13 protein-coding genes are annotated in these 14,908 nt (G+C 69.7%); 11 read left to right on the top strand and 2 right to left on the bottom strand.

Features of this window, described 5'->3' with window-relative positions:
• Positions 1 to 87: 87 nt before the first annotated feature.
• The 10 genes from FHY06_RS04190 to fabG are packed head-to-tail and all read left to right on the top strand — an operon-like array spanning position 88 to position 9,655.
• On the top strand, positions 88 to 399 hold the full coding sequence (locus FHY06_RS04190) for a phosphopantetheine-binding protein (protein ID WP_126181925.1): 312 nt from the start codon (positions 88 to 90) through the stop codon (positions 397 to 399).
• A 4-nt stretch (positions 400 to 403) separates the two neighbouring features.
• On the top strand, positions 404 to 1,048 hold the full coding sequence (locus tag FHY06_RS04185; RefSeq protein ID WP_026346167.1) for a COG4648 family protein: 645 nt from the start codon (positions 404 to 406) through the stop codon (positions 1,046 to 1,048).
• Positions 1,049 to 1,064: 16 nt separating this feature from the next.
• A complete protein-coding gene (locus tag FHY06_RS04180; RefSeq protein WP_184603533.1) occupies positions 1,065 to 2,780 on the top strand; it encodes an ApeI family dehydratase in 1,716 nt (571 codons plus the stop codon).
• Entirely contained in the window at positions 2,777 to 3,808 is a 1,032-nt protein-coding gene (locus FHY06_RS04175) for a lysophospholipid acyltransferase family protein (protein ID WP_132751094.1), read from the top strand. Before FHY06_RS04180 ends, FHY06_RS04175 begins: the two co-directional genes overlap by 4 nt.
• Complete coding sequence (locus FHY06_RS04170; RefSeq protein ID WP_260310009.1) at positions 3,780 to 4,421, top strand: LolA-related protein; 642 nt, start codon at positions 3,780 to 3,782, stop codon at positions 4,419 to 4,421. The genes FHY06_RS04175 and FHY06_RS04170 overlap by 29 nt, the downstream gene beginning before the upstream one ends.
• Entirely contained in the window at positions 4,418 to 6,832 is a 2,415-nt protein-coding gene (locus tag FHY06_RS04165; RefSeq protein WP_184603530.1) for an MMPL family transporter, read from the top strand. Before FHY06_RS04170 ends, FHY06_RS04165 begins: the two co-directional genes overlap by 4 nt.
• Positions 6,833 to 6,852: 20 nt before the next feature.
• Complete coding sequence (locus FHY06_RS04160; RefSeq protein ID WP_184603528.1) at positions 6,853 to 7,677, top strand: polysaccharide deacetylase family protein; 825 nt, start codon at positions 6,853 to 6,855, stop codon at positions 7,675 to 7,677.
• On the top strand, positions 7,674 to 8,444 hold the full coding sequence (locus FHY06_RS04155) for a class I SAM-dependent methyltransferase (RefSeq protein ID WP_184603525.1): 771 nt from the start codon (positions 7,674 to 7,676) through the stop codon (positions 8,442 to 8,444). Before FHY06_RS04160 ends, FHY06_RS04155 begins: the two co-directional genes overlap by 4 nt.
• Positions 8,441 to 8,902 (top strand): hotdog family protein, encoded by a 462-nt coding sequence (locus FHY06_RS04150; RefSeq protein WP_019652508.1) that lies wholly within the window; start codon positions 8,441 to 8,443, stop codon positions 8,900 to 8,902. The genes FHY06_RS04155 and FHY06_RS04150 overlap by 4 nt, the downstream gene beginning before the upstream one ends.
• 21 nt (positions 8,903 to 8,923) lie before the next feature.
• Positions 8,924 to 9,655: a 3-oxoacyl-ACP reductase FabG gene (gene fabG, locus FHY06_RS04145; protein ID WP_126181919.1), complete on the top strand. Its 732-nt coding sequence runs from the start codon at positions 8,924 to 8,926 to the stop codon at positions 9,653 to 9,655.
• A 16-nt stretch (positions 9,656 to 9,671) separates the two neighbouring features.
• On the opposite strand, the gene FHY06_RS04140 is transcribed toward fabG, so the two are convergent.
• Positions 9,672 to 10,364 (bottom strand): P-loop NTPase family protein, encoded by a 693-nt coding sequence (locus tag FHY06_RS04140; RefSeq protein ID WP_019652510.1) that lies wholly within the window; start codon positions 10,362 to 10,364, stop codon positions 9,672 to 9,674.
• Between the two features lie 127 nt (positions 10,365 to 10,491).
• Positions 10,492 to 11,274: a hypothetical protein gene (locus FHY06_RS04135; RefSeq protein ID WP_184603523.1), complete on the bottom strand. Its 783-nt coding sequence runs from the start codon at positions 11,272 to 11,274 to the stop codon at positions 10,492 to 10,494.
• 114 nt (positions 11,275 to 11,388) lie between these two features.
• Between FHY06_RS04135 and smc the strand changes: the two genes are divergently transcribed.
• Entirely contained in the window at positions 11,389 to 14,904 is a 3,516-nt protein-coding gene (gene smc / locus FHY06_RS04130) for a chromosome segregation protein SMC (protein ID WP_019652512.1), read from the top strand.
• The last annotated feature ends 4 nt before the right edge of the window (positions 14,905 to 14,908 follow it).

The following is a 14,908-nucleotide window of genomic DNA, read 5'->3' as shown; positions in this document are numbered from 1 at the left end:
GCGTCAGGCTCCGCGTCCGGCCCTGGACGGCACTCCTATAATCCACGGCCCGCACGGTGGTTCAGGAATAAGTTTTAGGAGGTTTTTTTGTCATCGACTGCCCAGCCCCCCATTCCCGCCAACGGCGATGCCTCCGAACAGTCGCCGATCGAAAAAGAGCTGGCCGTGCTGCTCGTGAACGCGCTCAACCTCGAAGTGGCTCCCGAGGACATCGTGCCGACCGAACCGCTGTACGGCGAAGGTCTCGGTCTCGATTCGATCGACATCCTTGAAGTCGCGCTCGAAGTCTCGCGCCGCTACGGCTTCCAGCTGCGTTCCGACGACGAACGCAACCAGCAGATTTTCCAGTCGCTGCGCACGCTCGCGGCTCACGTGGCCGAGCACCGCGTCGCCACCTGATCCCATGTCCCGATGGCGAATAGCGCTCCTGCTGGTGGCCGGGGTCGCATATGCCGGCCTCTCCCACTGGATGACGCTGTTCCACGCGACTCAGCCGTGGGCAGTGGTGGTGCTGCTCGGCCCGCTCTGGCTCGCCGCGATAGGCCTGGCCGGCAGCTGGTTCGGCCGCTGGGGCGTCGCCATCGCGGTGGCGGTCGGCATCGCAGGCTTCGCGCTCGTCTTCCTGGGTGAGGCGGGCGACCCCAACCGGCTGTACGTGATGCAGCACGTGGCCATCAACGGCGCGCTGTGCGGCTGGTTCGGCTCCACGCTGCGCGGCAAGGGCCTGCCCCTGATCACGCAGTTCGCGCAGCGCGTGCATCCGCTGCGCGGCCACATGCTGGCCTACACCACGCAGCTCACCCGCATCTGGACCGGCTTCTTCGCGGTGATGGTGACGGCCTCGATCGTCATCTACCTGACGCGGCCGTTCTCCGACTGGTCGCTGTTCGCCAACGTGCTGTCGCCCGTGATGGTGACGCTCCTCTTCGTGGGCGAACACCTGGTGCGCTACCGGCTGCATCCCGAATTCGAACGCACGCGCCTCGTGGACGCGGTGCGCGCGTTCTATGGCACGTCGTCGGTTGACACCAGCCCCGGCGGCCAATGACACAGGCCCCGCCCGCGTGACGACAGACGACATCCGCTTCCTGCCACTGCTCGCGAACCGCGACCTCGACGCCCCTCTCGCATGGCGCGCGGGCGTTCCAGTGAGCGCGCGCCAGTTCCTGGCCGACGTGGCCCGCTTCGCTCCCACGCTTCCGCCCGAGGGCGACGCCGTCAATCTCTGCGGCGACCGTTATGCCTTCGCGGTGAGCCTCGGTGCGGCGCTGGTGCGCGGCCGCGCGAGCATGCTGCCGCCCGATGCGCGGCCCGACACCATCGCGCGGCTGCTCGAATCCCGCGGTTCGCCGCTTTTCGCGCACACCGACGCCTCGCACATCCAGACGCCGGGCATCGAGCGGCTGCTGCTCGAAGGACTGGCCGGTCCCGCGGGAGATGCTCCCGTGGACGTGCCGCGCATCGACGCAGGCATGCACGCCGCCAGCCTGCTGACCTCGGGCTCCACCGGCGTCCCCCAGCCGCACGCGAAGACCTGGCGCACGCTGGTGGGCGACGTGGCCGTGGCGGTCAAGCGCCTGTGCCGGGTGCTGGAACGCCCGAGCCTGGAGGGACTGACGCTGGTCGCCACCGTGCCTGTGCAGCACAGCTACGGGCTGGAGTCTTCGGTGCTGCTGGCCATGCTGGGCGGCGCGATCTTCGAGAGCGGCCGGCCGTTCTTCCCGGCCGACGTCGCCAAGACGCTGGCCTCGGTGCCGCGTCCGCGCGCGCTGGTGACCACGCCTTTCCACCTCAAGACGCTGCTGCTCTCGGGCATCGAGCTGCCGCCTGTCGACCTGATCCTGTCGGCCACCGCGCCGCTGTCGCCGCAGCTCGCGCTGCAGGCCGAGCAGGCGATGGGCAGTGTGCTGCTCGAGATCTACGGCAGCACCGAGTCGGGCCAGGTCGCCACGCGCCGCACCACCGACAACGAGATCTGGGAGACCTTCGGCGAGATCCGCGTGCACGCCGAGCCCTCGGCCGACGGCGGCCCCGAGCGCTTCGTCTTCAGCGGCGACTTCATGCCCGAGCCCACGCCCATGGCCGACGTGCTCGAGCTGCTGGACGACCGCCGCTTCCGCCTTTTCGGCCGTGCCAACGACCTGATCCATGTAGCCGGCCGGCGCAGCTCGCTGGCGCACCTGAACTTCCACCTCAACAGCATTCCGGGCGTGGACGACGGCGCCTTCTGGCTGCCCGACGAGGTGGCCGACGGCGTGGTGCGGCCGGTGGCCTTCGTGGTCGCGCCCACGCTGTCGGCGGGGCAGATCATCGCCGCGCTGCGCCAGCGGCTGGAGCCGGTCTTCGTGCCGCGCCGCGTGGTGCAGGTGAAGTCCTTCCCGCGCGAAGGCACGGGCAAGCTCACCGTGCGGGCGCTGCGCGAATTCGCGCTGGCGCAGCTGGCCGAGGACGACACGCCAGTCCAGATGGCGCATGCGGTGCCAGACGACCACCCCGTGTTCGCCGGGCACTTCCCGGGCCAGCCGCTGCTGCCGGGCGCGCTCGTGCTGGCCGAGGTGATGGAGGCCATCCGCCGCGTGCCGGCGCTGGTCGCGCGGCTGGGCGAGCATCCGACGCTGGCGGCCGCCAAGTTCCTCGCGCCCGTGCGCCCCGGCGCCGTGCTGTCGATCGAGCTGAATCCCGAGACAGGAGCCTCGCGCGGCGTGCGATTCGACGTTCGCTGCGACGGCGTGGTGGCTGTCACCGGCCGCTGGACCGGTGTGCCAGAGTCCGGCCGATGAAACACACCGACGTCGAGACGCGCGCCGTCGACGAGGCGGCACGCAACGGCCATGCGGAGGCCAGGGCCGAGCGTGGGGAACGCGGCGAGAGCGGCGACTGGGCGCGCGCGCCCGAGCGCAGCAACATGCTCGCGCTGCGCTTCATCGTGATGATGGCGCTGGTGTTCGGGCGGCACGTCACGCGGCTGCTGCTGCCGCCCATCGCCCTGTACTTCCTGCTCTTCGCGCCTGCGCCGCGCCGGCACATCAAGCGCTATCTGTTCCGTGCCATCGGGCCCAAGGCCGGGTGGCTCGACGGCTTCCGCCTGCTGCACGCCTTCGCTTCGACGGTGCTCGACCGCGTCTACTTCCTGCGCGGGCGCATGGATCTCTTCGACGTGAAGATCTCCGGCAACGAGCCGCTCGACGTCGAGCTGGCGAACGGCCGCGGCGCCTTCCTGCTCGGCGCCCACGTCGGCAGCTTCGAGGCGCTGGGCGCCTGCAAGCAGCAGACGCACCAGCGCCATTTGCGCCTGGCGATGCTGATGTATCCCGACAACGCGCGGCGCATCACCGGCATCCTCAACGCCATCGCGGTGCCCGAGCTGCGCCCGCACGTCATCGCCCTGGGCCGCCCGCACTCGATGCTGGAGCTTCGCGACTGGCTCGACGGTGGCGGCATGGGCGGCATGCTGGCCGACCGCACGTTGCCCGGCGGCGAGGACCAGCCCGCGCACCAGCGCGGCAACAACATCGTGCTGCCGTTCCTCGGGCAGCCCGCCGTCTTCAACGACGGTCCCTTCCGCCTTGCAGCACTGCTGCGCCGCAAGGTGTTCTTCATGGCGGGTCTCTACGGCGGAGGCGCGCGCTACGACGTCCGGTTCGATCCGCTGGCCGACTTCGGCGAGCGGTCGTCCAGCCCCGCGGAGCGCGAGCAGCGCATCCGCGCGGCTGTCGAGGCCTACGTCGCGCGCCTGGAGGCGATGTGCCGTGCGTACCCCTACAACTGGTTCAATTTCCATGATTTCTGGCTCGAAGATGCGGCTTGACCGGCTTTGCAGGGCAATGGTGCTCGCGCTGGCCTTCTGCGCCGTGCCTGCCTGGGCGGCATTCGACCTGCCCGAGCTGATGACGCTGCTGGCCCGGCAGAAAAGCGGCGAGGCCCGCTTCACGGAACAGCGCTTCGTGCACGGCCTCGAAGGCCCGCTCGATGCCAGCGGCACGCTGAGCTTCGACGCGCCCGACAAGCTGGTGCGCCGCACCTTGTCGCCGCGCGTCGAGACCATGGCGGTCGAAGGCAACACGCTCACGCTCTCGCGCGGCGGGCGCAACCGGACGCTGGCGCTCGACAGCATGCCCGAGCTGCTCGGCCTGGTCGAAGCCATGCGCGGCACGCTGACGGGCGACGGCGCCACGCTGCAGCGCTACTTCCGCAGCACCGTGTCCGGCTCGGCCGCCAAGTGGACGCTCGACCTCACGCCGCTGGACAGCCGCCTCGCCGCGCAGGTGCGCAGCATGCGCATCAGCGGCCGTGCGAGCGACGTGCTGGGCCTTGAAATGGAATTCGTCGGCGGCGACCGCTCGGTCATGAACATCACGCCGGGTGCCGCCCAAGGGCCCGCATCCGCGCCAGCCGGCGCGCCCGGACGCACCGCGCCGTGACGCAGCCCGGGCAGCTGCAGCAGGCGGGCGGACCGCCGGGCAGGGGGCGCAGGGCGGCCGTGCTGCTGGCATGGCTGCTGGTGCTGCTGTGCGGCGTGGTGGTGATCGCGCGCACGCAGATCGGCGCCGATCTTTCGGCCTTCCTTCCAAAGAGCCCCGACATGCGCCAGCGCGTGCTGATCGAGCAGCTGCAAAGCGGTGTCGCCTCGCGCACGCTGATGATGGGTTTCGAGGGCGGCAGCGCGGCGCAGCGGGCTTCGGTGTCCCGCGCGGTCGCGAAGGAGATGCGCGAGAGCAAGCTCTTCGAGCTGGTCCAGAACGGTGACGTCAGCGACTGGAGCGACACCGGAACCTGGGTATTCGACCACCGGTATCAGCTTTCGCCCGGCGTGAATCCGGGGCACTTCACTCCCGAGGGCCTGCGCGACGCCATCACCGAGACCTTGTCGATGCTCGGTACGCCGGCCGGCAACGCGATCAAGCCGCTGCTCGACCGTGACCCGACCGGCGAGACGCAGCGCATCGCCATGGAACTGGTGCCCGCAAGTTCGCCGCGCAGCGAGGACGGGGTGTGGATGTCGCGCACCGCGCCGCGCGCACTGATGATCGCCACCACGCGCGCCGCCGGCAGCGACCTCGACGCGCAGGCCGTGGCCATCGCCCGCGTGCATTCCGCCTACGAGGCCGCGACGCGTGCCATGGGCGCCGAGGCCCCGAAGCTCCTGCTGAGCGGTCCGCCGGTGTTCTCGGTGATGAGCCGCGACAAGATCAAGACCGAAGCCATCCACCTCGCGGTGGTGGGCGGCATCGTGATGGGCGGGCTGCTGCTGCTGGCCTTCGCGTCGCCGCGCGCGCTGGTCATCGCCTTCCTGCCGGTGGCGACCGGCGTGGTGATCGGCACCGCGAGCGTGAGCCTGGTGTTCGGCTCGGTGCACGGGCTGACGCTGGGCTTCGGCAGCACGCTGATCGGGGAGACGGTCGACTACGCCATCTACTACCTGATCCAGGCGCGCCAGGTCGGCGCTGGTGCGGTGCCCGGTACCGGCTGGCGTCGCTGGCTCGACCAGAACTGGCCGACCGTGCGGCTGGGGCTGTTGACCTCGGTGTGCGGCTTCGCGGCGCTGGTGTTCTCCGGCTTTCCGGGGCTGGCGCAGCTGGGCGTTTTCTCCATCGCGGGCCTCGTCTCGGCCGCGCTGGCCACGCGCTACGTGCTGCCCGTGCTGGCACCCGATGGCGCCACGGGCATGGGCATGCGCCGCTACATGGCGCAGCTTGCCGGGGCGCTGGTGCGCGGCCTGCCGCGCCTGCGCTGGCCGCTGGCCGCGCTCGGCGTGGCCGCGCTGGCGCTGGTGCTGTGGCAGGGCGGCCACCTGTGGCGCGCCAATCTCGGCGCCATGAGCCCGGTTCCCAAGGCCTCCCAGCAGCTCGACGAGATGCTGCGCAACGACATCGGCGCGAGCGACGGCGGCGTGCTGGTGGTGGCCTTCGGCGACGACGAGCAGGCCGCGCTGCGCCACACCGAGGCCGCCGCCGCGAAGCTCGACGCGCTGGTCGACAGCGGCGATCTGGTCGGCTACGAGACCGTCACCCGCGTGCTGCCGAGCCTGGAGGTCCAGTCGGCACGCCTCGCAGGCCTGCCGGACGCGCAGACCCTGCGCTCCAACCTCGCGGAGGCCACGAAGGGGCTGCCGCTGCCGGCATCGCGGCTGGAGCCGTTCGTGGCCGACGTGGAGGCCGCGCGCAAGCTGTCGCCGATACAGCGCGCCGAGCTGGCCGACGGGCCGCTGGGCGCGGTCCTGAATACGCTGATGTACCAGCGCCCCGGCGGCGGCTGGGGCACGCTGCTGGTGCTGCACCCGGGCGCGAAGTTCGACCAGGCCCGGCTCGAGGCCGCTCTGTCGGGCCTGCCCGAGGTGCAGGTGGTCGACGTCGGGCGAGAGCTCGCGAGCCTGTACCAGCGCTACCTGCACGAGGCCTTCGTGCAGGTGCTGCTCGGCGCGCTGGCGGTGGTGGTGCTGCTGGGCATCTACCTGCGCTCGTGGCGCCGGCTGCTCGCCGTGTGCCAGCCGCTGCTCTTCGCGGTGGTGCTCACGCTGGGCGGCATGGCCGTGCTGCAGGCGGCGCTCGGCATCCTTCACCTGGTCGGCCTGCTGCTGATCGTGGCGGTGGGCTCGAACTACGCGCTCTTCTTCGACCAGTTGCGCACCACCGGCACGGCCGACGAGGACACGCTGGCCTCGCTGATGCTGGCCAACCTGACGACGGTGGTGTCCTTCGGGCTGATCGCGATCTCGGACATTCCGGCGCTGTCGTCGATCGGCCGCGTGGTCGCGCCGGGTGCGCTGCTGGCGCTGCTGCTGTCGGCGGCGTTCGCGCGCAGCGTGGGGCCATCGCGGCCCGGGCGCGGCTGATCGGGGGAAAATCCGGTTCCATGTCTTCCGCTTCCGCGTCCACCAACGAATCCTGGCCCTGGCCGCCGGCCATCCGTGCCAGCGCGGCATGGCATGCGGCTGCCATCGGCGCGGGCGTGCTGGTGCCGGGCGCCTTGCCCTGGGCCGTCGGCGCGATCGTGCTGAACCACGCGCTGATCACCGGCGCCGGACTCACGCCGCGCAGCAGCCTGCTGGGGCCCAACGTCACCCGGCTGCCAGAGGCGGCGGCGGCGCGGCGCGAAGTCGCCATCACCATCGACGACGGCCCCGAGCCCGAAGTCACGCCGCGCGTGCTCGACCTGCTCGACGCGCACGGCCAGCGCGCCACCTTCTTCTGCATCGCCGAGCGGGTACTCGCGCAGCCCGCGCTGGCCCGGGAGATCGTCGCGCGCGGCCACAGCATCCAGAACCACACGGCGCGGCACCGGCACAACTTCTCGTTCCTCGGGCCGCGCGGTTTCGCGGCCGAGATCGGACGGGCGCAGGACATCCTCGCCGACGTGACCGGCCAGCGCCCGACCTGCTTCCGCGCGCCGGCCGGCCTGCGCAACCCTTTCCTCGAACCCGTGCTGCACCGCCTGGGCCTCTCGCTCGTGAGCTGGACGCGGCGCGGCTTCGACACCCGCGAGGGCGACGCCGCCAAGGTGATGGCGCGCCTGAGCCGAAACCTGCAGGCGCGCGACATCCTGTTGCTGCACGACGGCAACGCCGCGCGCACCGCTGCGGGACAACCTGTTTTGCTGGAGGTATTGCCCTTGTTGCTCGAACGCCTGCGCGCCGATGGACTGCGCTCCGTGACCCTGCCGGAAGGGCTGAAGACATGAACGCGGCGATGTCGCCTTCACTTTCCACCGAGGCTGCCTGGCGCGAACTGCACGAGGCCGCCACCGTCCCGTACAAGAAGGGCGGCAACTTCGCCTGGCATTTCGCGCGCGGCAAGCTCGGGCGCGACCCGGTGTTCCGCGGGCTGCTCGAGCGCCGTCTGTTCGGCGAGCAGCACCAGCGCGTGGTCGACATCGGCTGCGGACAGGGCCTGTTCGCGAGCCTGCTGGCCTCGATGAGCGCGATGCAGAAGCAGGGCCGCTGGCCGTTGTCGTGGGCGGCCACGCCGCACGGCGCCGACTACACCGGCATCGAGCTCATGCCCAAGGACGTGGCGCGCGCCGAGGCTTCCATCGGCCACCTGGAGCCGGCACCCCGGCTGGTCTGTGCCGACATGTGCAAGGCCGATCTGCCCGACTGCGATCTCGTCGTGATCCTCGACGTGCTGCACTACGTGAACCTCGAGGCGCAGGAAGGTGTGCTGCTGCGCGTGCGCGATGCGCTGCGCCGCGGCGGCAACCCGCACGCGCGGCTGCTGCTGCGCGTGGGCGACGCCTCCAGCCGCCGCGGCTTCGCCATCAGCCAGTGGGTGGACCGCACCGTCACCCGCATCCGCGGCCACAAGGTCTCGCCGACCTGGGGCCGTCCTCTGGCCGAGTGGACGGCGGTGCTCGACCGCCTGGGCTTCCGCGTGCAGAGCATTCCGATGAGCGAGGGCACTCCCTTCGCCAATGTTCTGCTGGTGGCCGACCTGGAGCCGGCTGCTTGACCGCGCCGCAGACGCTCGATCGCGCGGGCATCGCCCTGCGCATTCCGCACAGCGGCAGCATGTGCCTGCTGGAGCGGCTCGAAGGCTGGGACGCCGAATCGATCCGTTGCACCACCACCACTCATTCGCAGGCCGACAACCCGCTTCGCACCGAAAGCGGCCTGCTGGCGCCGAACGCGATCGAATACGCAGCGCAGGCGATGGCCCTGCACGGCGGCCTGCTGGCGGAAGAGGGCAGCGCGCCGTCGGCCGGCTTTCTCGCGAGTGCGCGCAACGTGAAGCTTGCGGTGGCGCGGCTGGACGACGTGGCCGGCGCCCTGCAGATCGCGGCCCGGCGCCTGTCGGGCGACGACCGGCAGATCCTCTATGAATTCACGGTGCAGGCCGAGGACGGCCGCATGCTGGCCGAAGGCCGCGCCGTGGTGGTCCTGAATACGCCGCTCGCCGCGGCAGCATAAGAAAGAAAGCACGTCGTCGCCATGAGTCTCGAAGGAAAACGCGCCCTGATCACCGGCGCCAGCGGCGCGCTCGGCGCGGCCATGGCACAGCGCCTGGCGCGCGACGGCGCCACCGTGCTGCTGCATGCCAACTCGCGGCCTGAGGCGGTCGAGCAACTGGCGGCAACGATCACGGCCGCGGGCGGCAAGGCCGAATGCCATGTGTTCGACCTGAGCAGCGACGAGGCTTGCGCTGCCGCATGCGCGCGCATCCTCGAAGGAGGGGCGGTGCAGATCCTGGTCAACAACGCGGGCGTGCACGACGACGCCGTGCTGCCCGGCATGCGCGCCGAACAGTGGCACAAGGTGATCGACGTGTCGCTCAACGGCTTCTTCCGCGTCACGCAGCCGCTGCTGCTGCCGATGATGCGTACGCGCTGGGGCCGAATCCTGAACATCTCGTCGGTGGCCGCCATTGCCGGCAACCGGGGCCAGGTCAACTACGCGGCCGCCAAGGGCGCTCTCAACAGTGCGACCAAGGCGCTGTCGCTCGAAGTGGCCTCGCGCGGCGTGACCGTGAACGCCATCGCACCGGGGATCATCGCGTCGCCGATGGCGGATGCGGTTTTCGACCCCGCCGTCATCAACCAGATGGTGCCGGTCAAGCGCGCCGGAACGCCGCAGGAAGTGGCGGCGCTAGCCTCGTTCCTCGCGAGCGAGGAGGCCGGCTACATCACGGGGCAGGTGATCTCGATCAACGGCGGGATGATCTGAAGGCCCGGCGAGGCACTTACAGAGGCAAGGTGTCGAAGGCTGCGTAGGCCGTCGCGAGCCACGACTTGACGCGCTGGCGCTCCAGCAGGCCCAGCGCATGCGGTCCCTCGCGGTCGTTCACGGCTTTCCAGAAGCTGGTGTTCTGCGCGTCGATCTTGCGCATGCTCGCGTCGTGCAGGCGGGGAAGGGCGATCACGCGGGCGCCGTTGGCCGTGGCCTTCGACAGCGACTGCGATGCGAGCAGCATGCCGAAGTCGCTGCCGCGTCCGTAGTTCTGCACCACGATGTAGTTGGGACGGTTGCCGAAGGTGTCGATCAGCGTGCCGAGCAGGTCGGTCGAGTCCTTGCCGTCGTCCAGCACATGCCAGAAGTTGACGGTGACGCCGATCTCGGCGAACACGTCGAATAGGTCGGATTCCTTGATCCAGCGCGCCAATGGCGCCAGCGTCTGTGCCGCGAGGTCGACGATCACGCTCTGCTGCGGGTTCGTCTCGAAGCCGTTGACCACGGTGTCGAGGCCCTCGAAGCTGTCGACCACCACCGGAGAGGCGAAGCCTTCGTAGAAGCGGGTGAAGGAGCTGTGCGAGCGGTCGGTGTCGAAGCCGGTGAAGGGCCGGCTGTGATCGATGAAGTACTGGGCCAGCACCCGAGCGGTGACCGACTTGCCTACGCCGCCTTTTTCGCCGCCGATGAAATTGATGGAGCTCATGAATTGCTGCTGCCTCGAATGGGTTGAGGAGGGGAGGGCCGGGCCATTCTAGGGGCCGGCTTTCTCCTTCGATTCGTCGCCACTTGCGATCGCGTAACGGCTTGCAGCAAGAGGCGCGCCCGGTGGCTCACTTGGGCACGAGCGTGAACAGGGGCATGACCACCCCCATCACCCAGTTCTGGCCGAAGTCGAGCGCCGCCCGACGGTACTTCTCGTCGGCCTGCGCGGCCAGCAGGTCGAGGCGTGCCACCACCTTGGAGAGTTCGCGATCGGCCACGAGGTTGCGGCCGCGGTCGCTGATCTCGGTGGCCAGCAGCAGGGGCTGGCCGTCGGGGCCGGTCTTGGAGGAGATGAGCCACAGCGAGATCTCGAAGTTGCGCGCGGCCCGGAAGCTGTTCTCGGCGTTGATGCCGTCGAGCATGGTCTGGTCCCAGGTGTCGCCGTTGGCCTGCTTGAGCATGGTGGCCCAGCCGTAGACCAGCGCGGCCACGCGATCGCCCTGGTAGCCCTGTGGGGTGGTGTCGAAGGCCATGCGGATGGCGTCGATGCCGCTGGCGCCCTTGAGCTCGGGCAGCGGCGGGCCCTTGAGCACCGCGTCCCAGGCGCGCTGGGTGGCTTCCTCCATGCTGGCTGCCGACTTTCGCCATTCGCGCGGGTTGCGCTTGTAGAGCGTGCTCTGCACCCGGCGTATCGACTGCAGGTTGTCGCGCAGCGAGAGGTTGGCGATGCGGTTGGCGCCGGACTGCAGCCACTCCTGGTTGCTGTAGGGTTCGGCGCGCTGGGTGTCGCGCACCGACGAACAGCCTGCAATGCCGAGCAGGGCGGCGAGCAGGACTGCAAGCGAGCCTGCCCTGTGCGCCGTGCGGCGGGCCCGGCGCGCGGCAAGGGGTGAAACCGGGGAATCGTGCATGCCCTGACGTTATCATCCAAGGCTGGGGCGGCGGCCTGCTGCAAGCTGCGGGCCCGTGCAATTTTCCTTACAAATCAATACCTTGGCGCTACTGCCAAGGCAGGCCGACAAGTCGTGCGTCTTAATTCCATCAAGCTATCGGGCTTCAAGTCGTTCGCCGAACCCACCAACTTCATGCTGCCGGGCCAACTGGTGGGCGTTGTCGGGCCCAACGGTTGCGGCAAGTCGAACATCATGGATGCGGTGCGCTGGGTGCTCGGCGAATCGCGCGCCTCGGAGCTTCGCGGCGAGTCGATGCAGGACGTGATCTTCAACGGCACGACCACCCGAAAGCAGGCCAGCCGTTCGAGCGTGGAACTGGTGTTCGACAACGCCGACCACCGTGCCGGCGGCCAATGGAACCAGTTCGGCGAAATCGCGGTGCGGCGCGTGCTCACCCGCGACGGCACCAGCAGCTACTACATCAACAACCAGCCGGTGCGCCGCCGCGACGTCCAGGACGTGTTCCTGGGCACCGGCCTCGGCCCCCGCGCCTACGCCATCATCGGCCAGGGCACGATCAGCCGGATCATCGAATCCAAGCCCGAGGAGCTGCGCCTCTTCCTCGAAGAAGCCGCCGGCGTCTCCAAGTACAAGGAGCGCCGCCGCGAGACCGAGAACCGCCTGGGCGACACGCGCGAGAACCTCACGCGCGTCGAGGACATCCTTCGCGAACTCAACGCCAACCTCGAGAAGCTCGAGAAGCAGGCCGAGGTGGCCGCGCGCTACAACGCGCTGCAGGGCGACGCCACGAAGAAGCAGCACCAGCTGTGGTTCCTCAAGCGCAGCGAGAGCAATGCCGACCAGGCGAAGATCAAGGCCGATTCGGAGCGCGCCATCAACGACCTCGAATCGCGCATGGCCGACCTGCGCCACGTCGAAGCCGAGCTCGAGACCGTGCGGCAGGCCCACTACGGTGCCGGTGACCTGGTCAACCAGGCGCAGGGCAAGCTCTACGAAGCCAGCGCCGAAGTGGGCCGGCTCGAGGGCGAGATCCGCTTCGTGGTCGAGGGCCGCCAGCGCGTCGAGCAGCGCCTAGTCCAGCTGCGCGAACAGATGGGCCAGTGGGGCCGCCGCCGCGAGGAGGCAGAAGCCGAAATCGAGACCCTGGCCGGCGCCGGCGTCGATGCCGAGGAGCAGGCCATCATGCTGGCCGCCCAGCTCGAGGAGCACGACGCGCGCATGCCCGAGCTCGAAGAGGCCGTGCAGCGCGCACAGGACGAGGCCAACACTCAGCGCACGACCGTGTCGCAGGTGCAGCAGCAGATCCAGGTGCTGGCCGCCGACCAGCGCAACATCGAGGAGCAGAGCCGCCAGCTGATGCAGCGCAGCGAACGCCTTCGCGCCGACCAGAACGCCCTTGCCGCGCCCGACGAAGCGCGCCTGCTCGACATGCAGGAGCAGTACGCCATGGCGCAGGAGGCGGCGAGCGAATCCGATGCGCGCCTGCAGGAACTGCTCGAAGCCGTGCCGCAGCTCGACGACGACCGCCGCACGAAGCAGCAGGCCGTCAACACCGAGGGCGCCCGCCATGCCGAGTTCTCGGCCCGCCTGGAGGCGCTGCGCGCCCTGCAGGAAAAGGTCAAGACCGACGGCAAGCTGGCCCCCTGGCTCGCCAAGCACGGCCTCGAAGGCCTGCAGGGCCTGTGGAGCCGCATCCACATCGAGCAGGGCTGGGAGAACGCGCTCGAGGCCGCGCTGCGCGAGCGCCTGGGCGCGCTCGAGGTCAGCCGGCTGGAGATGGTCCGCGCTTTCGGCAACGATGCGCCGCCTGCCAAGCTGGCCTTCTACAGCCCGCCGGCCGCAGGCGTGCCCGAGGGTTCGGCAACGCTGCCGCGCCTGTCGAGCCTGCTGCGCCTGAACGATGCCGGTCAGCAGGCGCTGCTGAGCGACTGGCTGCACGGCTGCTACACCGCCGCGAGCTTCGAGGAGGCGCTGGCCCAGCGCGGCTCGCTGCAGCCGGGCGAGGTCATCTACGTGCAGAGCGGCCATGCCGTCTCAGCGCACAGCGTCAACTTCTACGCACCCGATTCCGAGCAGGCTGGCCTGCTGGCGCGCCAGCAGGAAATGGAAAACCTGGAGCGCCAGCTGCGCGCCCAGACGCTCATCACCGAGGAAGCGCGCACCGCGCTGGTCCGTGCCGAAGCCGCCTATGCCGATGCTGCCTCGCGCCTCGTCACCGCCCGGCGTGAAGCGGCCGAAACCCAGTCGCGCGCGCACGAACTGCAGGTCGAGACGCTGCGCATGACGCAGCTGGCCGAGCAGACCCGTGCCCGCAGCCAGCAGCTGGCCGCCGACATCGGCGAAGTCGACGCACAACTCGAGGAACTGCAGGAACGGCGCATCGCCGCCGAGGGCCGCTTCGAGGAACTCGACATGCAGCTGGCCGACGCCCAGGAGCGCCACGCCGAGCTCGACGAACGCGTGATCGAGGCCAACCGTGCGCTGGCCGCAAGCCGCGAGCAGCACCGCAGTCTCGAACGCCAGGCGCAGGAAGCCACCTTCTCGCAGCGCACGCTCGAAGCCCGCCGCGCCGAACTCAACCGCTCCATCGAGACCGCCGCGCAGCAGACCGTGGCGCTGACCGACGAGGACGAGCGCGCCCGCGCGGAGCTGGGCCGCCTGTCCGATGCGGCCGCGCAGGCCGGCCTGCAGGATGCGCTCGCGCTCAAGCTCGAACGCGAGACTGCGCTGGGCGCGGCGCGCAGCCAGTACGACGACCTCACGCTCAAGCTGCGCGCGAGCGACGAGCGACGCCTGCAGCTCGAGCGCGAGCTCGACCCGCTGCGCCAGCGCATCACCGAGTTCCAGCTCAAGGAGCAGGCAGCGCGCCTGGGCGTCGAGCAGTACCAGCAGCTTCTGGACGACGCCGGCGCCGACCTCGAGGCGATCGAGAAGTCGATCGAGACCGACAAGGTACGACTCACCGGCCTGCAAGGCGAGATCGACCGCCTCAACCGCGAGGTGGCGGCGCTCGGCGCGGTGAACCTGGCGGCCCTGGACGAACTCGCCATTGCCAGCGAGCGCAAGACCTTCCTCGACGCGCAGTCGGCCGACCTGAACGAAGCCATCGGCACGCTGGAAGACGCCATCCGCAAGATCGACGCCGAGACGCGCGACCTGCTTGGCGGCACCTTCAAGATCGTCAACGAGCACTTCAGCCGCATGTTCCCGGAGCTCTTCGGCGGCGGCAACGCCAAGCTCATGATGACCGGCGACGAAATTCTCGACTCCGGCGTGCAGGTGATGGCGCAGCCTCCCGGCAAGAAGAACCAGACCATCCACCTGCTGTCGGGCGGCGAGAAGGCGCTCACGGCCATCGCGCTCGTGTTCGCCATCTTCCAGCTGAACCCGGCGCCTTTCTGTTTGCTCGACGAAGTGGACGCGCCGCTGGACGACGCCAACACCGAGCGCTATGCCAAACTCGTCTCCGCCATGAGCCGCGAAACCCAGTTCCTCTTCATCAGCCACAACAAGATCGCCATGGAAATGGCCGAGCAGCTGATCGGCGTGACGATGCAGGAGCAGGGCGTCTCGCGCATCGTGGCGGTCGACATGGAGTCGGCTGTGTCCATGGTCGAAGCCGCATAAGCGG

This window comes from Variovorax atrisoli, assembly GCF_014195185.1.
Lineage (GTDB): Bacteria > Pseudomonadota > Gammaproteobacteria > Burkholderiales > Burkholderiaceae_C > Variovorax > Variovorax atrisoli.
Note: the sequence above shows the minus strand (reverse complement) of the source record. Positions and strands in the feature narration are given on the sequence as shown.